The sequence below is a fragment of the Pseudomonas fluorescens genome (genome assembly GCF_001307155.1).
GTDB lineage: Bacteria > Pseudomonadota > Gammaproteobacteria > Pseudomonadales > Pseudomonadaceae > Aquipseudomonas > Aquipseudomonas helvetica.
Map to the genome: position 1 here is coordinate 6210660 of NZ_CP012830.1, position 25635 is coordinate 6236294.

A 25635-nucleotide genomic window follows, 5' to 3' on the forward strand; every position below is an offset into this window, starting at 1 on the left:
TATTGATGAGCCCCGCAGTTTTAACGCGTCTATCGAAGCCTGTCGCCCGCCTCGCTCAACCCACTCAACTACAGGTTCTGTCGTGGCGACCAGTGATCCCCTTCGAGCCGTCATTCCAGCGACTATGATGAGGGGGCAACACCACCGAGGAGTTGAACGATGTCGCTGACTCTTTACTACCATCCGCTGTCGTCGTACTGCCACAAAGTGCTGATCGCGCTTTACGAAAACGCTACCGAATTCGAAAAGCGGATCATCGACCTGACAGACGATGCAGACCGCGCGGAGCTTCAAGCCCTCTGGCCACTGGTCAAGTTCCCGGTCATCAGTGATCACCTGCGCCAGCGCGCCCTGCCAGAGGCCACGATCATCATCGAGTACCTGGATCACCACTATCCGGGTGAGCAACGGTTGATTCCGAACGATTGGGAAACCGCGCTGGAGGTGCGTCTGTGGGACCGCTTTTTCGACAACTATGTGCAGGGGCCGCTGCAACAGATTGTCAGTGATCGACTGAACAGCACCAACGCTGATTTGAGCAAACAACGGTCCATGCTGGAGACAGCCTACGCCATGCTCGACCATCGAATGGCGTCGCGAATCTGGATGGCCGGCCAGGACTTCAGCCTGGCCGATTGCGCCGCAACCCCGGCGCTTTTCTATGCCAGCACGCTGGTGCCGTTCCCGAGCGAATTCAAGCACTTGAGTGCCTATTTCGACCGGTTGACACGCAGACCCTCCGTGCAGCGAGTCATCGACGAAGCCCGACCTTACTTTTCGCTCTACCCGTTTGCGGACGCCATCCCCCAACGGTTTCTCCAGGCACCGGGCATCACTTGAGGAGCGGATACAAGCCCCCGCGACACTCGACTAACGGTACTTGAGCCCACGCACCCACCTTCCTAGGATAGTTTTGCGCAACTGTTAAATGCTCCAACAGTTGCGTAGGTGGTGAGTGATCTGAACCCCTACCAAGCTCACCACTTGCTTCACGTGCATCTTGAGCCTCTGGGCTCTACTTCCTCCCCATCAAAGAGCTTTGAGGCTCTTTTTTTGTCTGAAAAACCCCAGAAACCATTACGCAACTTGTAGCAGCTGGCGAAGTCGAGCGGCCGAGCGGTTACTCAGCGTCAATCGCGGTGCCGGGTCAATCCTTTTGGGGGCGTGCCGGGTTGTCCTGACGATAGGTATGCTGGGGATTGATGACCAATTGCCTGACCTGACTGTCCAACTCTTTGCTGTGATAGAGGTCCAGGCATTTGAGCAGTTCAAAGCGAACGCCTTGACGCTCTGACTCGACCAGTGGGTTGTGATAATCACGAGCCAGAAACTGGTCAATCAGAGGTCTACCGGCTTGAGGTGCTTGCTCCAGATCGAAATAGGTCCAGTCCATAAGCGCACTGGCACTGCTTCCGGCATCCTGGGCGGCTTTAGGTTCGCTCTTGTAGGCGGTAGCGATGCAATCTGCCAGTACCATATCCTTGTAGTTTTGCGCGTAGGTACGTTCGCCTGCCTGTGGAGAGTGTTTCGGGGCATCCTTGGACCAACTATTGGAAGGTGCGGCTGCCCAAGCCAGTACCAAGACCGCAGTTAAATATTTCATCAGGACAATCTCCAGAAGCTTGCGCGGTCGGTTTGATAGTTCACACCTGGCCCATTGAAATAGCAGTGGTCATAACACATTCTGCCGTCAAACAATCAGGACCTCATACTTCGGCCCTTGGCGTTACGACCACCGGGGGAAACTGAACGGTGTACATCTGAGTAGGTAGCCATAGCCCGAAACCATGTCCTGGCTTTGCAGGGCTGGGTAGATGACTTGGCCGGATGCATACGAACAAACGCCAGAAACGATAAAGCCCGGCACGAGTCCGGGCTTTATCGTTTCTGATCGGTCCAGCAACAAGCCCCGCCAAACAGTGTGTGGCGGGGCTTGGTCTTACAGGGCCATATCAGTCGCTGGATTGCTTTCTTTCTGTGGTTGCGCTGGAGCTGGAGCGGCTGGTTGCGCGGCCGCTGCCTTGCCAATCACAGGCGGTGTGGCAAGTTGCAGAATTTGGCTGGTGTACGTCCATTCCTGGTAAACACGCTCAGGACTGTCGTTCAGCTTGGTGCCGTAGCTCGGGATGATCTGGTGCAGCTTTTCTTGCCAGGCCGGGGTCGCGACCTTGTCCTTGAAGATCTTCTCAAGCACGCCCAGCATGATCGGAGCCGCGGTGGACGCACCTGGCGATGCACCCAGCAGACCGGCAATGCTGCCGTCCTGGGAGCTGACAAGCTCGGTGCCCAGTTTCAGGATGCCGCCCTTCTCTTCATCACGCTTGATGATCTGAACGCGCTGACCGGCTTGCCACAGGCGCCAGTCTTCCTTCTTGGCATTCGGGAAGTATTCCTTCAGGGCATTCATGCGGTCGTCGTCCGACAGCATCAGCTGGCCGGCCAGGTATTCAACCAGTGGGTACTGCTCGATGCCCACCTTGGTCATCGGCCAGAAGTTGTGCGTGGTGGTGCTGGTCAGCAGGTCGAAGTAAGAGCCTTCTTTCAGGAACTTCGTGGAGAAGGTCGCGAATGGGCCAAACAGAATCACGCGCTTGCCATCCAGCACGCGGGTATCCAGGTGCGGAACCGACATCGGCGGTGCGCCAACCGACGCCTTGCCGTAGGCCTTCGCCATGTGCTGTTCAGCGATTGCCGGGTTATCGGTCACCAGGAACGAGCCGCCGACCGGGAAGCCTGCATACTCTTGAGCCTCAGGGATGCCCGACTTCTGCAGCAGATGCAGTGCACCGCCGCCCGCGCCGATGAACACGAATTTGGCGTCGGTCTGGGTTTCGGAACCGTCTTTCAGGTTCTTGTAGGAAACGCGCCAGCTGCCATCTTCATTGCGCTTGATGTCTTCCACTTCGCTCGAAAGCTTTAGCGCGAAGTTCGGCTTGGTTTGCAGATAGCCGACGAACTGGCGGGTAATCTCGCCGAAGTTCACGTCGGTACCAATCGGAGTCCAGGTTGCTGCGACCTTTTGATTCGGGTCACGGCCTTCCATCATCAGCGGAACCCATTTCTTGATCTGCTCCGGGTCTTCCGAGTACTGCATGCCGGCAAACAGCGGGCTCGCCTGCAGGGCTTCGTAGCGTTTCTTCAAGAACTTGATGTTGTCATCGCCCCACACAAAGCTCATGTGCGGAGTGGAGTTGATGAACGAATGGGGATTCTTCAACACGCCATTCTTGACCTGCCAGGCCCAGAATTGACGCGTGATCTGGAAGCCTTCGTTGATTTCAACGGCCTTGGGGATCTCGACCTTGCCATTCTTGTCTTCTGGCGTGTAGTTCAGCTCAGCCAGAGCAGAGTGACCGGTGCCGGCGTTGTTCCAGCCGTTCGAGCTTTCCTCGGCGACGCCATCGAGACGTTCAACCATCTCCATGGACATGCCAGGCTCAAGCTCATTGAGATAAACGCCCAAGGTCGAACTCATGATGCCGCCGCCGATGAGGAGCACATCGACTTTCTTTGTTTCAGCTGCGTGCAAAGGCATGAGGACCATCGACATGGCCAGGCCGAGTAGCCCTGTGTTGACTTTTTTTAACATTCAGTAATACCTAGGATAGAACGCCATCCACCTACCACTCTTGATCATGAGCTGCCCGGGCTCACCGCATGCAATGCCGCATGCCGTCGAACCCTGTACTCAGAAAGACTGATGGGTAGACATATAAGACCGACAGACACCATCGGTCTCACGTTTAGGCCCCTCCCGCGCTGACTTTTTATTAGTCATTGGCTTCAGCTACTCGGGTGACACTAATTCTGTTTTTAAAATATCGGACGCAGAAATGAACAGACGTGCGTCCAGAGCGCGGCATTCTACCTCAGTGTGCCGAATCGACGAAGACGCAAAAATTTCTCATTCTTCGACGAGTGCTGCACAAAGGGCCTCGCGCAGCACCTGTTCCAAAATGGCAAAAAAACACTTGATGTGGGCCTGTTTCAACGCTTGAGGCCGGGTCACCAGATAGACCTCCATATCCGGCAGCTGGATATCCGGAAACACGGCTATCAGGTCCTTTGCCAAAATACGCGGCAGCACCGCGACGCCCATCCCTCGCCTTACCGCTTCGATCTGTGCGGCGAACGAATTCACTCTGATCTGCGCACGTTCCAGCCCCGCGGCCCGTGCCGCACGCATTTGCGGCAACATGTCCAGCGGCGGGAGCAAGGCAATATTCACCGCGGTGACTGGAGTCACGGCTGGAAAACGCTGCAGATAGGCCGCATCAGCGAAGACGCCATAAGCGAGCTTGCCCATGGGTCGATAAACCAGTGATGGCTCGCCCAGGTGCGCTGTGCGGATAGCGATATCCGCTACGCCGCGGACGATCTTGTGAAAGTCGGCGGTGACCAGCAATTCCACCGAGCAACGCGGATGCAAAGACGTAAAGCGATGCGCGGCCTCCAGCACACAAGACGAAAATCCTTCGCCGACACTGACCAGGACACTGCCGCAAAGCTCCGTTGGTAATACGGACGCGCCGGCAGCGGCCTGACGCCTCAAGCCCTCCTCCGCGGCCAGGGCAACTTCAACCAGGGATTGGCCCCGCGAGGTCAGCCAGCAGCCTTCAACGCCACGCTCGACAAGTGGCTCGCCGAGTGAACCCTCAAGCTGAGTGATCCGTCGGGACACTGTAGACGCCGCGATGCCCAACAATTGGCCGGCCTGAAGAAAGCTGCCACGTCGCGAGACCGCCAATAACAGACGCAGATCGTCCCAATTCGCTTCTGAACTCATGTACATGCCCGCCGCTTTGCAAATGTGCAAAACCATTATGCAGCAGTCGCTGTTTTTCGGGAGTGACAGCAACGGTATATCTACCTGCTTTAGTCAATGTAGGGATGAAACATGCGCAGTACATTCGTCACCGGCGCAACCGGTTTGCTGGGCAACAACCTTGTGCGTGAACTGGTCGCCGGTGGCTACGAGGTCAAAGCCCTGGTTCGTTCAAGAGCCAAAGGTGAACAACAGTTCAAAGATCTTCCGGGCGTGAGACTGGTCGTGGGTGACATGGCCGATGTCGATGCCTTCGCCGCGTCGATGCAAGGCTGCGATTCGGTGTTTCACACGGCGGCGTTCTTTCGCGACAACTACAAGGGCGGCAGCCACTGGGAGGAACTTGAAAGGATCAACGTGACAGGCACGCAGCGCCTGCTTGAGCACGCCTACAATGCCGGTGTTCGCCGTTTCATCCACACCTCTTCCATTGCCGTGCTCGACGGCGCTCCCGGCACATCGATCGATGAGACGTGCCTGCGCAACGAAGCCGATGCTGATGGCTACTATCGCAGCAAGATCCTCGCTGATCGTGTCGTGTTGTCGTTCCTGGAAGACCATCCCGACCTGCATGCCTGCATGGTTCTGCCTGGCTGGATGTGGGGCCCTGCCGATATTGGCCCGACTTCCTCGGGGCAATTACTCAACGACGTCGTGCGCAATAAACTGCCCGGCCTGGTTCCCGGCAGTTTCTCTGTCGTCGATGCCCGCGATGTGGCATTGGCGCAAATCGCCGCTGCGCAGCACGGCCGAAGTGGCGAACGTTACCTGGCAGCGGGACGCCACATGACGATGGCTGAGTTGGTGCCCTTGCTGGGCAAGATAGCGGGTGTCAAGACGCCGCTACGACAATTGCCGCTGTCGCTGCTGTACGCCTTGGCGTTTACGCAAGAGCTCTATGCGCGCCTGACCGGCAAGCCGATTCTGCTGAGCATGGCGACCGTGCGCCTGATGGTGCGCGAAGCCGGGCGCACGCATTTCAACCCTGACAAGAGCAAACAAGAGCTTGGCCTGCGGTTTCGCCCCGTCGAACAGACGCTTACCGATACGCTGGCCTGGTACCGCGATCATGGCTGGTTTGAAAAGCGCTAGCACTGCACCAGTGTCATCGCGGTTTACGCAGATTCGCCTTGCACGCCAACAGCGGCGACACTCAGGCGATTTCTGCCTTGCGACTTTGCCAAATACAGCGCACGGTCGGCCAGGTCAATCAGCGACGTTTCATCATGCTCGCTATCGTAGGCGGTAAAAGTCGCCAGCCCGAGGCTGGCGGTCACGCTACCGAAAGGGCTCGACAGGTGTTCAAGTCGCGCCTGTGCAATGCCGAGGAGAATGGCCTCGGCAACCGAGCGGGCACCCGACTCGTCTGTGTTGGGCATCACCACAGCGATTTCTTCACCGCCGTAGCGGGCGGTCATGTCAGCTGGACGACGCACGCACTGCTTGATCGACTGGCTGATGATGCGCAGGCATTCATCTCCGGCGAGATGCCCATAGTGATCGTTGTAACGCTTGAAAAAATCCACATCGATCAGGATCAGCGACAAAGGACTTCGCTGGCGCTTGGCGCGCTTGAATTCGATATCCAGAAACTGATCGAAATGCCGGCGATTGGCAAGACCGGTCAGCTTGTCTTCGCTGGCGAGAACTTCCAGCGTCTGGTTAAGCTCGATCAGCGTAGTCTGGGTGGTTCGCAGGTCTGCCTCTGCCCGAATACGATGACTGATATCGGCAATCAATCTGCGCCCAAGCGTAATCAGGAGTCCCAGCAACACCATCACCACCGCAACCGATTGCCTGGTCTGGCTCCACCACGCTTGCATGGCCTCGTCCTGGCCCACCGCGACCGTCGTCACGAGGGGATACTGATCGCTTCTGGTGAACGCGTAGATTCGATGGATGCCATCGACGTTTGAAACAAAGTCCACGGTACCCGACGACATCTTGCGCAGGTACTCGGAAAATATCGGTGCACGAGACAGATCACGCCCGATGTCCTGCTCCTGGAAGGGATACCGCACCAGAAGACGCCCTTCGGATGAGGTCAGGCTGATCGCGCCATACTGCCCAACGGACATGGTTCGATAGAGCTTGAGGAAGTGCTCGAGACTCAAGGTGGCGGCGATCACCCCGGCAAAACTTCCATCCGGATGATCGATTCGTCGACTGACCGAAATCACCCAGACGCCAGTGGCACGACTGAGAATCGCCGGACCGATGAAGATGCCGCGGTCCGAATTGTCGCGGTGATGCTTGAAGAATGCTCGATCAGCGTGGCTGCTGTTGGGTGAGACATGCTTGTTGGTCGAGAATATCCAATCCCCCTGAGCGTCATACAGCGCCACGCTGTTCAATTGCTTCAGTGCACCCATCTCCTGAGCGACCAGCACTTTCAGGCGTTCGAGCTGCTGCGGGCCGGTCCCGTCTTTCTCGATCCTGTCCGTCAGCCCCAGCAGTACCACTTCACTTTGCTTGAACGTGCCCTCGGTGTACGTGTTGAGTGCCTTGGTCAAATTCAACGTGTCGGTTTCGATGTCACTCAGGGTGTTCTCACGGGCTGTCCAGATCTGCCAGACAGTCAGCACCACCACGGATACACACACCAGGGAGGTCAGCAAAGTGGCAAGTCGAAGGTCGCGTTTCAAGTGAGTACCCGGGCGGTTGAGCGCGCATTGATCAAAAGCCTGCGCAGTATAAACGCCTTCGAACGGTACAAATGACTGAAATGAAAGCTATTGGCCATCTTTCTTCCACGCCAGAGCCTGCTAGCGTTGCTTCGAAGCAGTGAGAGAGTCGCCATTCAGCGGAGCCCTGATACAGGGCTCCGCCGCTCACTCAATAGCCCAGCGACAGCACCGGGTCGAAAGCAACGTGCGCCGCAACCGCTATTGCAACGGAATATAAATATCGGTCTGCCACTGATCGTGCGGTGTCTCGGGATAGACACTCAGGTAATCGAAGTACAGCGGATGGTCACGAAGCTCCTCACCGCTGGCAGGAAGCCAGTCGCGGTAGATCGGATAGATCGTTTCGCCGATATGATCCGTCGAGCCCACGTGTCGCACCACCACGCAGCGGCCGCCAGGAATGACGAGTTCGCGCACGCCAAACTCATTCGGCGCCACGGCCTCGTGAATCTCGCCGCACATGGCGAAGCGGAATTCTTCCGGCGGTGTCGTATCGGGATTGCCGTAGGGAATGCCAAAGGTGCGACTCGATGCCACCGGCGACTGTCCGCTCTGCGTACGCCACTCGATGAACTTGCGCACGCTCTCATCGATGAGCCCGGTTGGCCCGCAGTGCTCAAGCGCTGCGACCCTGACTTCGGAAAACTCCACGATTCGTACCTGCATGATGATGCTCCTGGAAAAATGAGGAATTGCAAACACCGCACCCCAGACCTGCCAGTTCGGTTGCTTCCTGAATGCACTCGGCGTCATACCGAACGCCCGCCTGAACGCCCTGGAGAATGCCTCGGGGCTTTCAAAGCCGGCACCGAGTGCGGCGTCCAGCACCGAATGATCCGCAAGGGAGGCCAGGCAATGCGCCGCGCGTCGTAGCCGCATCAGTTGCACATAACGTGAGACCGGTACGCCCACGAACGCGGTGAATTGCCGATGGAAGTGAAATTCCGAAAAGTTCGCCACACGGCTCAATGTCTTCACCGAAAGGACACCTTCGAGGTTGGCGTCAATGTAGGCGAGTACGGCGTTGAAGCGTTTCGCATAGGCGGCGTTGGTCGGCATGTCAGACACTGGATAAAGGCTCCGGGAAGTACGGTAGGCACAGGATCGACCATGCCGGCATGAACGCGCCTAGCCGCGTTTGCTCAAAGCGCTTGGGTAGCCAGTAAAGACGCATCCCTTTACGATCAGGCGACCACACGGAAAACGTTGCCCTCGGTGACAGAAAAAGGAGCAACCTTATGAAGCCCATCAGAATTCGTACCCTTCAAAGTACCGATACTGAGGCATTACTGACATTTGAACTGGACAATCGCGAATGGTTTGAGCGCCACATTGACGCGCGCGATTCTGCTTTTTACTCGATACAAGGTGTCACCGACCACATTGCCGCTTATTTATCCGATTTTGCCGCCAGAACCTGGCACCCGTTTGTCATCGAAGATCCTGACGGAAAAATAGTGGGTCGAGCGAACCTGAAAGGCATCGACATAGCCGAGCGCTCGGCAGAAGTCGGCTATCGGATTGCTCAAAGCGCTTGCGGCCAGGGACTGGCAACGCAAGCGGTGAGGCGTCTGATCCAGGAGGCGCAGCTGCATTGGAACCTTAAACAACTGGTTGCCAACGTATACGCTGGCAATATCGGCTCGGCAAAAGTACTGGAACGGTGTGGCTTCTCGATCGAACATGCCTTTCGGCAAGAAGGGACAGAGCACGAATATCGATTTGGCCTTTCGATTTAGACCAGTGAATGATTGGCCAACACCTGTAGAACGGGCGCCTTCAAGGCTGATGCAAGTCAGTCAAGAGACCGCGCAGGCAACACATGAGCCGTAGCAGCCGGTGCAAATTCGGGAAACTCAACCAGCAGAGCCTTGTTACCCCTGGCGATGTGCTCCGTCACCGCCATGGCGATGTTTTGACGCACCACTCCGGCCGAGACGTAATACATGGCCCAGGCTTGTTCGGGCGTGCAATGGGCGATCTGTTCCTCAATTTCCTTGTAGGCTTTGTATTCGTCCGACTCCACGTAGCATTGGCAATCACCTTGACGCATGACTTTTCTCCTTCCCTTGAACTGCTGTGACAACCCTTTAGTCAGTCGACTGATAAAGGCAGCCCCTGCTCCCTACGTGATGACCCGCATTTTAAATAAACGCTGACTATCGCCGGAAGCAGAAGCAACTCTTCAGTAAAGACAACACCCCAGCCAGATCAAATGCCAGTCTTAACTTTGCTCCAAACTCGGGTGCGGACACGCTCCAACTTCAATGGCAGCGGTTCAAGTGGAATAAGTGTAGCAATCGTCTTTTGATCCGGGTAAACCCAAGGATTGTCTGCCAGCTTCCGCTCGACAAACTTAGTGGCATCTTTATTAGCGTTAGGGTACAGCGTGTGGTTTGAGGTCTTGGCAATAACTTCTGGTCGCAACATATAATTAATAAACGCCAACCCTTCCTTCGGGTGAGGTGCGTTTTTTAGCAGAACCAGATTTTCCGACCACACCAGCGCGCCCTCGCGAGGAAGGCTGTAGGCAATCTTGCGTCCAGTGTTGGACTTCTCGTTTATGGCCCGCGCAGCAAGGGCGCCATTAGCCCATCCCACAACCGCACAAATATTGCCATCCGCCAGGTCAGCGTCGATTCTGGATGAGTCGAAATAGAGGACGTAGGGGCGGATTTTTAACAGCAGGGCTTGTGCTTTCTGGTAATCATCCGGGTTCCTGCTGTTGCTGGGGAGCCCAAGGTAATGCAAAGCAATCGAAACGATCTCACTGGGAGAGTCGAGCATTGCCACACCACACGACTGGAGTTTGCTGATGTTTTCTTCTTTGAAGATCAGGTCCCAGCTATTCACCGGAGCATCATCGCCCAATGCTGCTTTGACTTTATCAACGTCATAGCCAATGCCGGTAGTGCCCCATAAATAGGGCACAGCGTAGCGATTACCAGGATCATTGACCGCGAGCTGGGACAAGATCTCAGGATCGATATGTGACAAATTACTCAGTTGATGACGATCCAGGGGCTGAAGGACTCCCGCCTGGATCAGGCTTGGCAACACATCGGAGGTAGCCACCACCACGTCATACCCCGTGCGCCCAGCCATTACCTTACTCTGCATGATTTCGGCACTGTCGAACGCATCCATCTGCATTCTGGTACCGGTTTCCTGCTCAAACTCCTTTGGGGTCTCCGGTGCGATAAGCCCAAACCAGTTATACAGATACATCCCAGGCTCTACAGCCGCCACTGATGTGCTGATCCCTACACAGAGAAGCGAGGCTGAAAAAATGCTTCGCAAAGGTGATTTTCTCATGCAACTATCCTTGTCAAGACGATGTGCCCTCATGGCCATTCCAAGCCCTGAATAGTGAATATACCGGGCACTAGCGAATAGTAAATACCTACGAATACTTACCCCTGACCGACGATTCCCTAACCCTAAAGGGGTAGAAAATGCCGTTCGACCTTCATAGCCTGGCCTGGCACCGATCGATTGGAAAGCTGATCATGCAGTTGAACCGTCCAGAGTTCTGGAGATCGCTTATTCGCACATTAAATGAATACGTGCAAATCGATAACTATGCATTTCCGCTGGCAGCAACATCCACTTCAATCAAGAACAAATAACAACACGCGAAAATGACGCACTCAAATTGCTACTGGGTGGTTTCTCTAACAAAGAGATAGCCGGAAAACTTTCCCTGTCGACAGAGACGATAAAAGTTCACCGCCGCAATATTTACGCCAAATTAAACATCAAATCACAATCCGAACTATTTTCGCGTTTCTTTATGCCAAAACAGGATACCTCCCCTATAAATTGAAGTGAGCGACTCGAAGCTGGACATCGGGCAGAAGGAAACCTTCGCCCGGTGCTTACTCGGCAGGTTTTCGACAACGAAGCCGAAGACAGCACATCCGGGTTGCCGTATTCATGCACACGTATGGCTTTCATGGTGAATTCTCGGAGTATTTCGAAAGATGAACCTGAGAGGCGCCGCACGCGTTCATCCACTGCGGCGCCATTGGCTCAGCGACGACGGGCGTCGAGGCTGAAACGACCAGCGCCGAATGCGACGACCTGCAACAGGCCACCCGCCATGGCGATGTTCTTGAAGAAGTGGATGAACTGGTTCTGGTCGCCCAGGCTGTTATGGAATGCCAGCGCGGTGATCACACTGAACAGCGCAAGCACCAGCGCCACGGCACGGGTGCGGTAGCCAGCGATCAGCGCAATACCGCCACCGATCTCGATGATGATGGCCAACGCCAGAGCGAGTTGCGGGAATGGCAAACCCACCGAACCGATGTAGCCGATCATCATCGCCGGGGCGCTCAGCTTGGAGATGCCCGAGAGGATGAAGATGGCGCTGAGGAACACACGGCCGACCAGCGCCGCCGTGGCGGTGGTAGCGACAGCACTGGACAGTTCATGGGTATCTTTGGAGGTAGTCGCTGCAGATTGGGACATGGTCGTTCTTCCATCAAGTTGGGCGCATCCACCATTGGAGCACCGCGTTGAAGAAAGTCTGCCACCCACTCTACAATCGCAATAGCCGACTAATTTCGACGATTACGTTCGAGTAAATAGAAATGATCTCAGACCCAGGCACTCCCACTCTCGATCAACTGCGTGTGTTCCTGACAGTTGTCGAGGTCGGCAGTTTTGCAGCCGCCGCACGAAAACTGCACCGAGCCACTTCAGTCATCAGCTACTCGATCGCCAATCTTGAGATGCAACTCGGCGTGTCGCTATTTGACCGCCATACGACGCGCAAACCCCAACTCACCGACGCCGGCCGCACCGTGCTGGCCGAAGCCAGAACCATCGCCAATGGCATTCATGGGTTACGCGCCAAAGTAAAAGGCCTGCTTCAGGGGCTCGAAGCTGAAGTTCATGTGGTACTGGATGTGATGCTTCCCGCTGAGCGCGTGGTGGACGCACTCAAATCATTTCGAGAGGAATTTCCTACGGTTGCACTCCACCTGCATATGGAGGCGCTCGGTGCAGTCACTCAACTGGTGATCAACGGCGGCGCGTCCGTCGGCGTCAGTGGCCCGATGAATGAGGGGATTGATGGTATCGAAAGAATTGCAGTCGGCAGTGTCGAGCTGATTCCGGTGGCAGCCCCCAATCATCCACTGGCCTCAAGCGCGTTGAATATTCCAGGTGCTGGACGTGAGTTCATCCAGCTTGTGCTGTCCGACCGTTCGCTCCTGACAAAAGACAAGGATTTCGCAGTCCTCAGTACCCGCACCTGGAGGCTGGCCGACCTGGGAGCCAAACACATGTTGCTGCGTGAAGGCATTGGCTGGGGGAACATGCCGATCACGATAGTCCGGGAAGATCTGGATGCTGGCCGACTCGTCCACCTGAAAATGCCAGAATACAAAAGCGGGATGTACACCTTCGACGCCATCTATCGCACGGACCTGCCGCCAGGACCCGCCGCAAGGTGGTTGATTGATCGGTTCATTCAACAAAGCTCAGCGGGCGATCCGCCCGCTCTTCGATAGCACCGGGATAATCTGCATCACTGGGGTTTCAGGCCATCGCGCCAGGCGATTGCTTCGAGTTCGACCCGGACCGCGTCCTCGACGGCAACCACCGGTCGCGCCTGGAATTCAAACGCAGGAAACGTCGAGCAAACCTTGTGAACCGCCAGCGGATCGTCGCACTCCACCAGCATGTGTCCGCCCCACTCGCCCACGCGCACGACAAACACCTCGATCTTGAAATTGTCCGGGGCTTTCCATTGACCGAACACCTCCAGGATCCGTTTCTGCGCACTCTCGTACTCCGCAGGCGAACCTTGTGGCCGTTCAAACCAGCTGATCATGTACTTCATCGCCATCCTCCTCTGGAGAGGTAAGGATAGTTCTCGATGCAACTTCTCGCTTCAATCGCCTCCAGTCACCCGCCCTTGTATTACAACTTTGTAATGGCCCTGTTCGTCGGCTGTTGGAGTTGCCTTGTTACCGTGAACTCACTGCCAAACAACAGGCAGACCACTTCAGACAAGGAGATACTGCCATGAAACTGTTAACGCTCGGACTCGCCACCCTCCTCGCCACCGGCTCAGCCTTCGCCGGTACCAGCGACACTTCGGCGGTGATCCACGACAGGACCGGTTTCTTCGTCCACCTGGACGTTGCGAAAGTCCTGTCCATGACTGAAATTCCGGACCAATGTGACGTCACTCCAGCCCGTCTCGATTACCTGGATCATCAGGGTCAGGAACATGTGCTGGACTATTCGGTTCAAGGACGTTGCACCAACGGAAACTGATGGAATGCGGTATACACATGACTGTCCGGGAGCAGGCAATACGCAACAAAACCTGATGATTGGGCTAAAATTGCGCGACCTGCTCTCGGCGTTCAGGCCCGTTCTTTTGGGTTGAAGGCCGACACCGAACCAAGGTCATTCTCATGAACATCCTTGTCGTGGAAGACGAGCCCAAGGCGGGCAATTACTTACTCAATGGTCTGCAGGAGCAGGGATACTCCGTCAGCCTGGCCCGCGATGGCGCCGAGGGTTTATACCTGGCCCTGGAAACGCCTTTCGACGTCATCGTGCTGGATGTGATGATGCCGAAAATGGACGGCTGGGAAGTACTGCGCCGCCTGCGCAAGGAAGCCGACACGCCGGTACTGTTCCTGACCGCGCGCGATGACATCGCCGACCGAATCAAAGGCCTGGAGCTGGGGGCCGACGACTACCTGATCAAACCCTTTTCTTTCGCCGAACTGGTCGCACGCCTGCGCACCCTGACCCGTCGGGGTCCGACCCGGGAAGAAGAGCAACTGCAGATCGCCGACCTGCAGATTGACGTCATCAAACGCCGCGTCACCCGCGCCGGCGTGCGCGTGACGCTGACAAACAAAGAGTTTGCGTTGTTGCACCTGTTCGCCACGCATCAGGATCAGGTGCTGTCGCGTTCACTGATCGCCTCCCGGGTCTGGGACATGAACTTTGACAGCGACACCAACGTGGTCGACGTGGCGGTGCGACGCCTGCGCCTGAAAATCGACGACCCTTTCCAGCTGAAGCTGATCCACAGTGTGCGGGGCGTTGGCTACCGCTTCGATACGCAACCATGAACCGTCGTCATTACTCCCTCACCCTGCGCCTGGCCGTGGTGTTCGCCTTGCTGGCCTTCGCCCTGATGGCCACCACCGGCGTCGCACTGTATCGCGATCTTGAACGCGAACTGATCCGACGTGACGAGTCCACTCTGGTCTACCGCATTGATCAGTTGCGTACTTTTCTTAATGGCAGCAATACGCTGGAACTGATCAAGACCAAACCTATGCTGTTTCAGAACATGCTGGGCAATCGCGAATACATACTCACGATTGGCGTTCCAGGGGAAGCCCCGTTACTGCAGGTCAATCCTCGTCATATCGATATTCCCGACCTCACTCCCGTGACCATGGACCATTCCCTGTCACTGACCGATGTACAGCATCTACCCGCCGTGAACGGAACACCTTTTGCGGCCATCTCCGCAAGTATCGACTCGGGCAAGCTGAAACTGACCGTTGGCTGCCTGATGACCGAACGAACCGCCGTACTCGCCAGCTATCGTCTCAGCGTTTACATCCTCGCCAGCCTCGCGGCGATCGTCCTGGCGCTGGCGGGATATGCCCTGGTTCACCGCGGCTTGTTGCCCGTCAGGCGCCTGGCGCAACAAGCCCACGGTATCGGCATCGGCAACCTGACAGAGCGACTCGACAGCCAAGGTGCTCCGAAGGAGTTGCTGCCAATGATCGACTCCTTCAACACCATGCTTGAGCGACTCGCCAAGGGTTTTGCGCAACTGAGCCAGGTCTCGACCGACATGGCCCACGAACTGCGCACACCCATCAACAACTTGCTGGGCGAAATCCAGGTCGCCATGCATAAGAACCGCAGCGTGGAACATTACCAGCAGTTGCTCGCCTCCAACGTCGAAGAACTCGAACGCCTGGCACGCATGCTCGACAACATTCTGTTCCTTGCTCGTACTGATCCCGGTAGCGCTCGTGATCAGCGCCAGGAACTGGGTGCCGCCGACGAGCTGGAACGCGTAGCCGATTACTTTGAAGGCCTGGCCGCGGACGTCGACATGACCATCCGCGCGGAGGGCGACGGCCTTATCTGGGCCGAGCCCATGCTGCTACGCCGCGCCTTGGCCAACCTGTGCGCCAATGCGATCAAATATGGCGCACCTCATTCCGAACTGTTGATCCAGGCCACACCGTCCGAGGACGGCATCAATCTGCGCGTGCGCAACTACGGAACCACCATTCCGGCGGAACACCTTCCAAGATTATTCGAGCGTTTCTACCGCGTTGACCCATCACGCGAGCGCTCGGCCCAGTCCAATGGCCTGGGGCTTTCGATCGTCGCCACGATCATGCAACTGCACAGTGGCCGCTACAGCGTCACCAGCGAAAATGGCGTGACCTGTTTCGATCTGTTTTTCCCGATACGGGAACAGTAAGGGCGTCAGTTCGGTTTTCTGCTCCTGACACACTAGACTGCGACCGAACTCACCCACTGGGCACAACCGAGCATGAACCAACTTTTAGCCATTCGCGTGTTTGCCCGGGTCGTCGAAGCAGGTTCATTTACCAAGGCAGCCGACTCTTTGGAAATGCCAAAAACTTCGGTGAGCAAGCTGATACAGGAGCTGGAAAGTTTTCTGCGCGTGCGCTTGCTACAACGCACCACTCGCAGCGTGACCGTCACCGCAGACGGGGCCAAATATTATGAGCAAACCGCACGAATCATCCGGGACCTGGAGGAGATTGATGCCGGTTTTCAAAGCACGCTGTTCAATCCTCGCGGGAAAATCCATGTCGATGTCGGTAGCTCCGTGGCGACCGCACTGATCATTCCCGCCCTGCCTGAATTCTTTGCGCGTTTTCCCGACATTGAGATCGACTTGGGCGTGAGCGATCGGCATGTCGATTTGATCAGCGACAACGTCGACTGTGTCATACGCGGCGGCCCCCTCATGGAGCAGTCCCTGGCGGCCAGATTCCTGGGCCAGGCATCCTGGATCACCTGCGCCACACCCGCCTATCTGCAACGTTTTGGTGTTCCCGCTCATCCACGGGAACTGGAAAACGATCATCGCGTCATCTGTTATCAATCGGCTCGAACCAATCGAGTGATCCCGGCAGTATTTCAGCGAGGTGACGAGAAATTCGAAGTGATCGGCAGCGGTGTACTGAGTGTCAATGAAAGCAACGCGCACATTGCTGCGGGACTAGCGGGGCTGGGGGTAATCCATACGTTCAACTATGCAGTGCAACCCTACATCGAGACCGAAGTACTGGTACCCATCCTGCAAGACTGGCGCCCAGCCCCGTATCCCTTTCATGTCGCCTACCCGCCCAACCGCAACCTCAGCAATCGGGTTCGCGTGTTCATCGACTGGCTGGTGGAGCATTTTTCCACGTTGAAATGAACAGGCTCACTCGGGTCAAAGGCGTGGTACCGACATGCCGCGCTGATGAAAGAGCAATCGTCGAAACACCGCGCAGGTGCTTCGACTCAAGCCATGGCAATCAGATTTGCGCGGCACCGCCGTCGACGAACAATTCGATGCCGTTGATGAAGCTGCTGTCATCGGACGCCAGGAACAACACCGCTTTAGCGACCTCTTTCGGATCACCCAGACGCCCCATCGGAACGAGGCTGGCCAGATGCGTATGCAGGCCGTCGAGATGTTCTGCTGGCACCAGGCCTGCCAGACCCGGCGTGGCGACCGGGCCAGGACTGATGGCGTTCACGCGAATGTTGCGAGGCTTCAGGTCAAGCAGCCAGGACCGGGCAAAGTTTCGTACAGCGGCTTTGCTCGCACTGTAAACGCTGAAGTTTTCGGTGCCTTGGGTGGCCGTGGTAGACGCCGTCAGGATCACCGAACCTCCGTCTTTGAGCAGTGGCAGCGCCTTCTGTACGGTAAAAAGCAGGCCTTTGACGTTGACACTGAAAATACGATCAAAATGCTCTTCAGTGATCGAGCCCAGCGGCAGCATGTCGCCGCCACCCGCATTGGCAAATACGATGTCGAGATGCCCGGCTTGTGCGGCGATGTGTGAAAAAACCCGGTCCAGATCGGCCAGGCTCGCCACGTCGCCCCTGATCCCGACCGCTTTTTCGCCAATCAGCGTGACGGCCGCATCCAGCTCGGCCTGACGACGGCCGGTGATGAAGACCGTTGCGCCCTGTGCTGCAAGCTCCTGCGCGGATGCCAGGCCAATGCCGGTGGTGCCGCCAGTGACCAATGCAACTTTACCCGCCAGTTTATTACTCATTTTTGAATCTCCGATTGACTGCGTAGTGGGGTTTTCAGCTCGGTGTTTAAAACCGGTGAAGCCACTCTATGCCTGCGGATTTCACAGAAAAATGAGGTAAATCCGTTATGTCTGTCCATGTGCATGGACAATGGAAATACACGGGCGCATCAGTAGTAACCGCTACGTTGAAGCACTTGCATGGAAAGGGGGATAGACTTATTTATCTGCCATCAGACTCGACAGCAATGAAAAATAATTCTGTCCCCTTTTGCGCCGGCTGGATCTGCGGCGCGGTCGGAAAATGCCCTGCACGCTGGGTTAAGTGAACTCGCCGGTCCTTTCCCGTCTGCTATGCGTGCGAGGCTTGCGGGCATTCGCCGACGGTTACGTCAGCTTACTGCTGCCACTGTATCTGCTGGCATTGGGCATGCAGCCGCTTCAAGTCGGGATGATCGCCACCGGCACGTTGTTAGGCTCAGGTGTATTGACGCTCCTGGTAGGCCTCTATGCTCATCGTTTTACCTACCGTCTGTTGCTGCTGATGGCCTCGCTACTCATGACGGGAACCGGCTTTGGTTTTGCGACTGTCACCGATTTCTGGCCTTTGCTGGTGATTGCTATCGTCGGGACATTGAATCCGTCCAGCGGCGACGTCAGCGTATTCTTGCCGCTAGAGCACGCCGTGCTTTCCGGCATAGTGGACGAACGTCAGCGGACGGCGGTGTTTGCCCGCTATAGTCTGATCGCTGCATTGGCTGCTGCATTGGGGGCGCTGGTCGCAGGTGCGCCTGATTGGATAGTCGCGACATCCGGGCTCGACAGGAAGAAAGCGCTACAAGCGATGTTTCTCCTTTACGGCTTATTAGGACTGGCATCGGCGCTGATTTACTCCACGCTACCTCAGGCGATCGGCACGGACGAGCACAAGGCACCGGCTGCGCCGTTACAAAAATCGAAACGGGTCGTTTATACCCTCGCAGCCTTGTTTAGCCTGGATGCGTTCGGGGGTGGCTTCGTAGTGCAATCGATGATCGCCTTGTGGCTTTTCCAGAAATTTCAGCTTTCCACCACGGTCGCAGGGCAGATTTTTTTCTGGACCGGAGTATTGACGGCGTTTTCATATCTGGCAGCGAATCGCATAGCCGATCGGTTTGGACTCGTGAATACGATGGTGTTTACCCACTTACCCTCCAGCCTGTTCCTGATCCTCATTCCTCTGATGCCGACATTGAACCTGGCAATCATCCTGCTGCTTGCACGCAGCGCGTTGTCGCAAATGGATGTTCCGACCCGTAGCTCCTACATCATGGCAATCGTGCCACGTGGGGAGCGCGCAGCTGCGGCCAGTATCACGACGGTCCCACGAAGCCTGGCGTCGGCGTTGAGCCCACTGCTCGCTGGTTATTTGCTGGGCTTATCGACGTTTGGTTGGCCGTTGGTGATCGCGGGCGGCTTGAAGATCACCTACGACTTACTGCTGCTGAGCCTGTTTCGGGATATACGGCCACCAGAAGAAAGCGGCCAGAAGCGCTAGACAGGGGCATGCCGAGACAAGGGGGAACTCGTTCATTCGGATGTAAAATGATGTCTCGGTACAGAGGGCCCGAGACATGAAAGCGATTATCTACTTGATCATTGGAGTGCTTGCGTGCCTGTCCACTCCCGTGACCTTTGCTCAGGACCAGTTTGCCTACACCGTTTCCAACAGCGTCCTCAGAACCGGCCCGGACCTCGCCTATCCGCCCATCATGACCGTACCTCGGGGCTCGAGGCTGACGATCTATGGCTGCCTCAGTGACTGGCGGTGGTGCGATGTCAGCTGGCATGGCGAACGCGGTTGGATAGCCGGCAACTTACTTGAGTACGATTACGCCGGGCGGCGCGTATACATCCCCGACTATGGCGCCCAGATAGGTATGCCGACTCTGATCTTCGGCTTCGACAGCTACTGGAACCGCCACTACCGCGATCGGGACTGGTTCCGCCATCGCGCTCACTGGCGTCACATACACATGCTTTCACGGCCACAGCAGCCGCAACAGCGACTGCCTCAACAGCAGCGCGAGACGGGACAGCTACCGCATCAGCCGCTGCAACAACCGCAGCCGCTGCCACAACAGAGGCTGCCTCAACAACAGCGCGAGGCGGGACAACTGCCGCATCAGCCGCTGCAACAACCGCAGCCGCTGCCTCAACAGAGGCTGCCTCAACAGCAGCGCGAGACGGGACAACTGCCGCATCAGCCGCTGCAACAACCGCAGCCGCTGCCACAACAGAGGCTGCCTCAACAGCAGCACGAGGCGGGACAGTTACCGCATCAGCCGCAGCAACAACCGCAGCCGCTGCCGCAACAGAAACCGCAACGCCAGCAGCATCCGTCTCAGCAGCAAGGGCCGCAGCAATGAAAAATATATCGATGCCCTTTCCATGTCCTTGGCGACAGGCAGAAATCGGCCGACCGTGTTGAAAAAGTCGGCTTCGGTTTCCACTAGTGTTTACACATCAGGCCATGCAGAACGCCGAACCTTAAGCCTGGCTCGGACGGAGTCATATGCGGGATACCAAATACCTTGAACGCCGCCAGCATGAGCACCAGGCCGCCGGGCAAGGCGCTCAGGCGATGGGTTGGCAAACCCGCTAATTTGAGTCGTTTCACATGCCCCGCTTCCAGCAGACGCAATGACAGACGCAACAGACCGCCGTAGGTGATACCGCTTTGGCCGTAGTCGTTCAATCCATTGGCCTTGAGCACTTTGGCCAGCATCCTTGCGGTACCTGAAGAACCGATAGTCTGCTGCCAACCGAGTGCGCGATAACGACGTGCAACTTTCTCAAACTGTAGAGTGGCCACCCGCTCAGCCTCGAGGAGCGCTTGAGCCGTGATATCACCGCCCTGAAAGTAACGTGCACCAAAGGTGCCGCTGCCGATGGCAATACTCTCGGTCAACAGGGGGTGAGCACCCTGCCCCAGAATCAATTCAGTTGAACCACCGCCGATGTCCACGACCAGTCGCATACTCTCGGTACCCGGTATCGTGTGGGCAACCCCGGCGTACACCAGTTGGGCCTCTTCATGCCCGGAGAGGACATCAATACGAAAACCTAAATGCCGCTCTGCACTGCCCAGAAACAATTGAGCATTATCTGCTTCGCGGACGGCACTGGTCGCCACCGCACGTACACGACCGGCCTCAAAGCCGCGTAACTTTTTGCCAAATCGCGCCAGTGCCTGCCATCCCCGATCCAGCGCCAGTTCGTTCAGCGACCCGCCCTGAAATCCCTCCGCCAAGCGGACAGGCTCACGCAGGGTTTTCACCTCCTGGATAACGAATTGCTGGTTCCGTTTGACCGACTGGCCAATCATCATGCGGAACGCATTGGAACCCAGGTCAATGGCCGCAAACAGGGAGGCGTCTCCTTTCATACGGGTATTCCTCGCAAATTCATCAGCCATCAGGCGGAGCACTGCTGAGCGCTCAAGACGGTTTGCGAGGATCTTGCCATCGGTTCGATGACGCCAAGATGACACCCACTCTCCAATTTCAATGCAACAGGCACCGGACCAACCTGTCTGGCAGAAGCCGAAGCGTTCGTAAAAAGACTGGAAGATCGTGCAGTCGCAGAAGGCAACCCGCCATGTGCTAACGTTCGCGCGTCATCACTTTGAAGTCATACACCGATGTCTATTGCAGATAATCTCCTCGCCTTTACCTTCGCAGCCACTCTGCTAACACTGACGCCCGGCCTCGATACCGCTCTGGTTTTGAGAACCGCAACGGTGGAAGGTAAGCAACAGGCGTTTCGCGCTGCGCTGGGTATCAATGCTGGCTGCTTACTGTGGGGCGCCGCTGTCGCCTTTGGCCTGGGTGCTCTGATTGCGGTATCGGAGCTGGCGTACAGTCTGTTGAAATACTGCGGCGCCGCTTATCTGGCATGGCTCGGATTGAACATGTTGCTGCGCCCGCGTAGCTCACTGTCGCCCGTCGAAGATGACGGCAAGCCAAATGCAAACTGGTTCCTGAAGGGCATGATGGGGAACGTCCTCAATCCCAAAATCGGCATTTTCTACGTCTCTTTTCTCCCTCAATTTATCCCCCACGGGCACAGCCTGGTTGCCTGGACATTTGGTTTGGTCAGCATTCACGTGGTGCTGGGTTTGATGTGGTCTTCGACGTTGATTGGCGCTACTCAATCCCTTGCCGGCGTTCTGCGGCGTAAGAAAGTGATCAAGTGGATGGATCACACCACAGGCATGGTCTTTGTTCTGTTCGCAGCCGGGCTGGCCTTTAGCAAGCGCTGATGGCGACTTAACCTCCAGGCTGATTGCGGCCTTTTTCGATAGGCAGCAATCGGCCAGAAACCGTCCTTCGGATTACAGTCACCGCTGAAAATGAACGGCTTTACTCGAACGAAAGACCAAGCAGCTCGCTACCACTAGCACCCATGCAGCAACCCCGCCATAGAGCATCACCCAGCCAAACCCATGCGCCAACGCTGCGTTGGCGACATCGACCGGAATCGTGGTGCCCTGGCCAGTCTGCGCCAATACGGCAGAGTTACCGGCTGAAATATTTTCCGCCAGCAACCTCAGTTGAACATCATCGGACAAGCCAGATAACTGGTTGCGTAGAGAAGACAGAATACCTTCCACCAGAATGAATCCCATCAGCGCGATATTGATTGCCAGACTGATCATACGAGCGCTGATATCGATGCCCGATGCCATGCCGGCGCGCTCATCAGGCACCGATCCGGTGGTGGTATTGGTAACAGGCGTATTGGTCAGCCCCAGCCCGATCCCGGCGATCAGGCAGCCCGGAAGCATCGTCAGCCAGCTGGCATGCGCGACACTGCTGCCCCACTTCATCAGCAAGAATCCCAAACCTATGGTGAACAAGCCTGCGGGAATCACCACGTCAGGTCGATAGCGCAGCGCCAGCCGCTCGCTCAACGGGGGGACAACCAGTGTCGGCAGCGTATAGGCCAGCAGCGCCAGACCAGTGCCCACACTGGCGTAGCCCAGGCTGTTTTGAAAGTACAGAGGCAGGTAGATCATGAATGGCCAGAAGCTGAAGTTCATGGCCGCCGCCCCCAGCAATGCACCCGAGAAACGGCGGATGCGGAACACTGAGAAGTCGAACATCGGATCGACATTGCGTCGCTGTGCGACGACAAAGACGATGAAGCTGACCATTGCCACAACCAGACTGGCGATCGCCGAACCACTGGAGAACCCCACCCCCGCTCCCTGAGTGATGAACCAGGAAAGGCCCAGCACCGCCAGCGACAGTGAAATAATACCCAACACATCAAGCCGGCGACGCTGCGGATCGCGTGATTCATCGACACCGGCGATCACCAGCACCAGCGCGAGCACGGCAATTGGCGCATGCACCAGGAACACCCATTCCCAACTCGACAACGCTACGATAGCTGCGCCAATAATCGGACCGAACCCCAAACCGATGCCAAACACGATCCCCCACGCACTGAAAGCTTTGCCGCGCGCAGCTCCCGACTGGAATCGGTGAGACAGCACTGCCACCTGACAGATCAGCATGGCACCACCGGACATACCTTGCAGGCATCGACTGGCGATCAACACACCGGGGCTGGGCGCCCATCCACAACCCAGAGAGGTAATGCCGAAAAGCACCAGGCTAATGACAAACACTCGCTTGCGCCCATACCGATCCGCCAGTATGCCGGTGGCCATTAGTACCGTGGTGCAGGCGATGGTGTAGGCATTCATGATCCACTGTATATCTTTGAAATCGCTGCCCAGAACCGATTCAAGAGTGGGCAGGATTGCCGGCACGCTCGAGATTTCCAGGCCGAACATCAATGAGGCCAAGCAAACGGCGGCTAGTGTGAAAACATCTTTTTGCGAAGAAGTGAACGGCATCATGATCTTCCAGATCAAGTTGATGGGTGCTGGCAAGACCACCCTGAACGCCATCAGGGAAGAGACGCGATAGCCTTGCCAGGGTCACCTGGCACACGTCTAGGTGACCGGGCGCATTCTGGAAGCAATTAAAAAATGACAGAAATGATTTAATTTCGTAAGTTTTATTAATATCCATCATGAGTCGACTTAATGGACTTCGACCCCACTCTGTTGCGTGCTTTTGTTGCAATCAAGGAGGCCGGTAGTTTCACTCGTGCCGCAGAGCGGCTGCACTTGAGCCAGTCTGCGATCAGTCATCAGATCCGGCGTTTGGAAGAACAAGCCGGTACCACGCTACTGATTCGCACCACCCGACGTTTGACGCTTACAGAAGATGGCGAAGATTTTCTGCGCCATGCCGAAAACGTCCTCAGCGCGCAGGACGCTCTTTCCCAGCGTTTCAAAAAATCGTCGGTATCCGGGGCTGTGCGCTTCGGTGTGCCAGAAAATTTTATCGGCGATGGTCTGCCGCCGTTGCTGACTCGGTTCGCCAGACAATTTCCCGCTGTACGTCTGGATGTAACTGTCGGCACCTACCTCGATCTGCGTGCGCTGGTCGATGTCGATGGGCTCGATCTGGCCGTGATCCTGGCATTGCCGGGAAGTCAGGCCGACGGTGCCGTGCTGCGCGAAACCCGGTTTGTGTGGGCGGCTTCGCAGAATTTCGACTTCAGCGGCGACGCCCCTTTGCCGCTGGCGTTTGCACCAGCGCCCTGCTTGCACCGCCAGGTGGCCGTAGAGGCATTGGAGCGTTCCACTGTGAATTGGCGAGTCGCCTTTACCTCCCCAAGTCAACAAGGACTGCGAGCGGCGGTATTGGCAGGGCTTGCCGTTACCGCTCTACCGCTGGGTGATCTGGAGCCTGGTATGGTGGTGATTGACGGTCAGCATGGCCTGCCGCCGCTGCTGGCTGCAGATTTCAGACTGATTTGGAGTGTCACAGGAAAGACACCTGCGGCCGACGCATTTGGGCACCTGCTGGTGGAGATGTCTGAGTCGTCATCGATCTAGAACCAGCTGACTCGATTGGCATTGCAGTGATAAGCATCTGATAAGGAGACAGACTTATTTATCTGCCATCAGCCTCGACGCTTGATGCGCGCCGCAACACTGACACTGCCCTGCTCGGCGGCGATGAAATACTCCAACTGGCGGAAGGTGAAGCCGATCATCGCAATGCCCCCTCTCGGATACTTGAACCAACAGCTGCGCCGCTACCCCGCCAGAGCCGGGTTCAACGCCGCTGGCGTACGCCAGGATATATCGGCCCAGGCACCGCCGCCGGGCGCCAGCAACTGGTGCAGATGCTGCTCGTGGAACGCTTCGCCCAGCGAGTCGACGCGAAACGCCGCAACCCACTGCTCGCGCCCCAACTTATAGGCTTTGCCGAAATCTTCCCAACCGTCGAAACAGTCCTGCGCCCGCTGCGCATTGAGCAGCAGCACACGCCAGGCGAGATCGGGCTCGAGCCAACGCATCAGCAACGCACAACGGACCAGAAACGCCACCCGCGCGCAGGCAAAGGCCATGGCCGCACGCGGCTCATCGCCGGCCGTCAGCGCCTGCAGGTCGAGGCTGTACCATTGCTGTTCGAGGGTCGCACTGAAGTGCGCCCGCACCGCCTCGTCATTGCAATTGCTGCGTACCCCCGCCTGGTGCAGCAACGCTGCGCGCATGATCGTCTGCGCTTGCTCGGTGAAGTGATCGCACGCCGGCGAGTAGAAGCCCTCGACTTCCATCGCATCGGCCATGGGCCTGGCCAGCAGCAGCGACCAGTGCTTGCGCTGGCTGAACAACGGCGTGGCGCCGCGTGGTCTGAATGCTCGCCACAGCAACCAGGCTGAAACAACAACTGCGATAAACAAAGACATGCCGTTCTCC

General features: G+C 56.8%; 25 protein-coding genes and 1 pseudogene. 13 read left to right on the forward strand and 13 right to left on the reverse strand.

Translation table 11 applies throughout. From position 1 onward, the window contains the following. Nucleotides 1-159 precede the first annotated feature (159 nt). A complete protein-coding gene (locus AO353_RS28505; protein WP_054597984.1) occupies nt 160-840 on the forward strand; it encodes a glutathione S-transferase family protein in 681 nt (226 codons plus the stop codon). Nucleotides 841-1147: 307 nt separating this feature from the next. On the opposite strand, the gene AO353_RS28510 is transcribed toward AO353_RS28505, so the two are convergent. The 3 genes from AO353_RS28510 to AO353_RS28520 form a co-directional block, all read right to left on the reverse strand. Beyond that, entirely contained in the window at nt 1148-1603 is a 456-nt protein-coding gene (locus AO353_RS28510; protein ID WP_054597985.1) for a type VI secretion system amidase immunity protein Tai4, read from the reverse strand. Nucleotides 1604-1939: 336 nt separating this feature from the next. Next, nucleotides 1940-3589, reverse strand: a complete 1650-nt coding sequence (gene mqo / locus AO353_RS28515) for a malate dehydrogenase (quinone) (RefSeq protein WP_054597986.1) — start codon at nt 3587-3589, stop codon at nt 1940-1942. Between the two features lie 315 nt (nt 3590-3904). Next, nucleotides 3905-4786, reverse strand: coding sequence for a LysR family transcriptional regulator (locus AO353_RS28520; protein WP_054598377.1), 882 nt, complete (start codon nt 4784-4786; stop codon nt 3905-3907). Nucleotides 4787-4897: 111 nt separating this feature from the next. On the opposite strand from AO353_RS28520, the gene AO353_RS28525 reads away from it, so the two are divergent. Next, nucleotides 4898-5917 (forward strand): SDR family oxidoreductase, encoded by a 1020-nt coding sequence (locus AO353_RS28525; RefSeq protein ID WP_054597987.1) that lies wholly within the window; start codon nt 4898-4900, stop codon nt 5915-5917. Nucleotides 5918-5940: 23 nt separating this feature from the next. On the opposite strand, the gene AO353_RS28530 is transcribed toward AO353_RS28525, so the two are convergent. Both AO353_RS28530 and AO353_RS28535 read right to left on the reverse strand, forming a co-directional pair. Further along, the gene (locus AO353_RS28530) at nt 5941-7470 is read right to left on the reverse strand and encodes a sensor domain-containing diguanylate cyclase (RefSeq protein ID WP_173859953.1); all 1530 of its coding nucleotides are present in this window, start codon (nt 7468-7470) and stop codon (nt 5941-5943) included. A gap of 240 nt (nt 7471-7710) precedes the next feature. Then, nucleotides 7711-8580: an AraC family transcriptional regulator gene (locus tag AO353_RS28535; RefSeq protein WP_054597989.1), complete on the reverse strand. Its 870-nt coding sequence runs from the start codon at nt 8578-8580 to the stop codon at nt 7711-7713. Between the two features lie 170 nt (nt 8581-8750). Between AO353_RS28535 and AO353_RS28540 the strand changes: the two genes are divergently transcribed. Then, nucleotides 8751-9251, forward strand: a complete 501-nt coding sequence (locus AO353_RS28540; protein WP_054597990.1) for a GNAT family N-acetyltransferase — start codon at nt 8751-8753, stop codon at nt 9249-9251. Nucleotides 9252-9307: 56 nt separating this feature from the next. On the opposite strand, the gene AO353_RS28545 is transcribed toward AO353_RS28540, so the two are convergent. Both AO353_RS28545 and AO353_RS28550 read right to left on the reverse strand, forming a co-directional pair. Continuing rightward, on the reverse strand, nt 9308-9565 hold the full coding sequence (locus tag AO353_RS28545) for a hypothetical protein (protein WP_054597991.1): 258 nt from the start codon (nt 9563-9565) through the stop codon (nt 9308-9310). A 158-nt stretch (nt 9566-9723) separates the two neighbouring features. Next, nucleotides 9724-10827 (reverse strand): polyamine ABC transporter substrate-binding protein, encoded by a 1104-nt coding sequence (locus AO353_RS28550; protein ID WP_054597992.1) that lies wholly within the window; start codon nt 10825-10827, stop codon nt 9724-9726. A 140-nt stretch (nt 10828-10967) separates the two neighbouring features. Here AO353_RS28550 and AO353_RS31945 point away from each other — a divergent pair. Then, a pseudogene (locus AO353_RS31945) lies at nt 10968-11338 on the forward strand (response regulator transcription factor). 206 nt (nt 11339-11544) lie between these two features. On the opposite strand, the gene AO353_RS28555 reads toward AO353_RS31945, so the two are convergent. Continuing rightward, nucleotides 11545-11985 carry a DoxX family protein gene (locus tag AO353_RS28555; RefSeq protein WP_054597993.1) on the reverse strand — a complete coding sequence of 147 codons (441 nt, stop codon included), beginning with the start codon at nt 11983-11985 and terminating at the stop codon, nt 11545-11547. 122 nt (nt 11986-12107) lie between these two features. Between AO353_RS28555 and AO353_RS28560 the strand changes: the two genes are divergently transcribed. Further along, a complete protein-coding gene (locus tag AO353_RS28560; RefSeq protein WP_054597994.1) occupies nt 12108-13031 on the forward strand; it encodes a LysR family transcriptional regulator in 924 nt (307 codons plus the stop codon). A gap of 17 nt (nt 13032-13048) precedes the next feature. On the opposite strand, the gene AO353_RS28565 is transcribed toward AO353_RS28560, so the two are convergent. Then, entirely contained in the window at nt 13049-13363 is a 315-nt protein-coding gene (locus AO353_RS28565) for a DUF3303 domain-containing protein (protein WP_054597995.1), read from the reverse strand. Nucleotides 13364-13548: 185 nt separating this feature from the next. Here AO353_RS28565 and AO353_RS28570 point away from each other — a divergent pair, with 185 nt between their 5' ends. The 4 genes from AO353_RS28570 to AO353_RS28585 all read left to right on the forward strand — a co-directional run bounded on the left by AO353_RS28570 (nt 13549) and on the right by AO353_RS28585 (nt 16975). Continuing rightward, entirely contained in the window at nt 13549-13803 is a 255-nt protein-coding gene (locus tag AO353_RS28570; protein WP_054597996.1) for a DUF2790 domain-containing protein, read from the forward strand. A 143-nt stretch (nt 13804-13946) separates the two neighbouring features. Beyond that, a complete protein-coding gene (locus tag AO353_RS28575) occupies nt 13947-14618 on the forward strand; it encodes a heavy metal response regulator transcription factor (RefSeq protein WP_054597997.1) in 672 nt (223 codons plus the stop codon). Further along, entirely contained in the window at nt 14615-16003 is a 1389-nt protein-coding gene (locus tag AO353_RS28580) for a heavy metal sensor histidine kinase (RefSeq protein WP_054597998.1), read from the forward strand. The genes AO353_RS28575 and AO353_RS28580 overlap by 4 nt, the downstream gene beginning before the upstream one ends. A gap of 72 nt (nt 16004-16075) precedes the next feature. Next, on the forward strand, nt 16076-16975 hold the full coding sequence (locus AO353_RS28585) for a LysR family transcriptional regulator (RefSeq protein ID WP_054597999.1): 900 nt from the start codon (nt 16076-16078) through the stop codon (nt 16973-16975). Nucleotides 16976-17075: 100 nt separating this feature from the next. Here AO353_RS28585 and AO353_RS28590 read toward each other — a convergent pair whose 3' ends face one another. Next, the gene (locus tag AO353_RS28590; RefSeq protein WP_054598000.1) at nt 17076-17825 is read right to left on the reverse strand and encodes an SDR family NAD(P)-dependent oxidoreductase; all 750 of its coding nucleotides are present in this window, start codon (nt 17823-17825) and stop codon (nt 17076-17078) included. Nucleotides 17826-18162: 337 nt separating this feature from the next. Here AO353_RS28590 and AO353_RS28595 point away from each other — a divergent pair, with 337 nt between their 5' ends. After that, on the forward strand, nt 18163-19341 hold the full coding sequence (locus tag AO353_RS28595) for an MFS transporter (RefSeq protein ID WP_237143013.1): 1179 nt from the start codon (nt 18163-18165) through the stop codon (nt 19339-19341). Between the two features lie 76 nt (nt 19342-19417). Next, on the forward strand, nt 19418-20212 hold the full coding sequence (locus tag AO353_RS28600; protein WP_054598002.1) for an SH3 domain-containing protein: 795 nt from the start codon (nt 19418-19420) through the stop codon (nt 20210-20212). An 83-nt stretch (nt 20213-20295) separates the two neighbouring features. Here the strand turns inward: AO353_RS28600 and AO353_RS28605 are convergent, their stop codons facing one another. Further along, nucleotides 20296-21231: a phosphatase gene (locus tag AO353_RS28605; RefSeq protein ID WP_054598003.1), complete on the reverse strand. Its 936-nt coding sequence runs from the start codon at nt 21229-21231 to the stop codon at nt 20296-20298. Between the two features lie 255 nt (nt 21232-21486). Here AO353_RS28605 and AO353_RS28610 point away from each other — a divergent pair, with 255 nt between their 5' ends. Next, complete coding sequence (locus AO353_RS28610; protein ID WP_054598004.1) at nt 21487-22107, forward strand: LysE family translocator; 621 nt, start codon at nt 21487-21489, stop codon at nt 22105-22107. A gap of 78 nt (nt 22108-22185) precedes the next feature. Here the strand turns inward: AO353_RS28610 and AO353_RS28615 are convergent, their stop codons facing one another. After that, entirely contained in the window at nt 22186-23712 is a 1527-nt protein-coding gene (locus AO353_RS28615; RefSeq protein ID WP_054598378.1) for an MFS transporter, read from the reverse strand. 192 nt (nt 23713-23904) lie between these two features. Between AO353_RS28615 and AO353_RS28620 the strand changes: the two genes are divergently transcribed. Continuing rightward, nucleotides 23905-24765, forward strand: a complete 861-nt coding sequence (locus AO353_RS28620; RefSeq protein ID WP_054598005.1) for a LysR family transcriptional regulator — start codon at nt 23905-23907, stop codon at nt 24763-24765. Between the two features lie 203 nt (nt 24766-24968). Here the strand turns inward: AO353_RS28620 and AO353_RS28625 are convergent, their stop codons facing one another. Further along, nucleotides 24969-25625 (reverse strand): DUF1266 domain-containing protein, encoded by a 657-nt coding sequence (locus AO353_RS28625; protein ID WP_054598006.1) that lies wholly within the window; start codon nt 25623-25625, stop codon nt 24969-24971. Nucleotides 25626-25635: the final 10 nt, after the last annotated feature.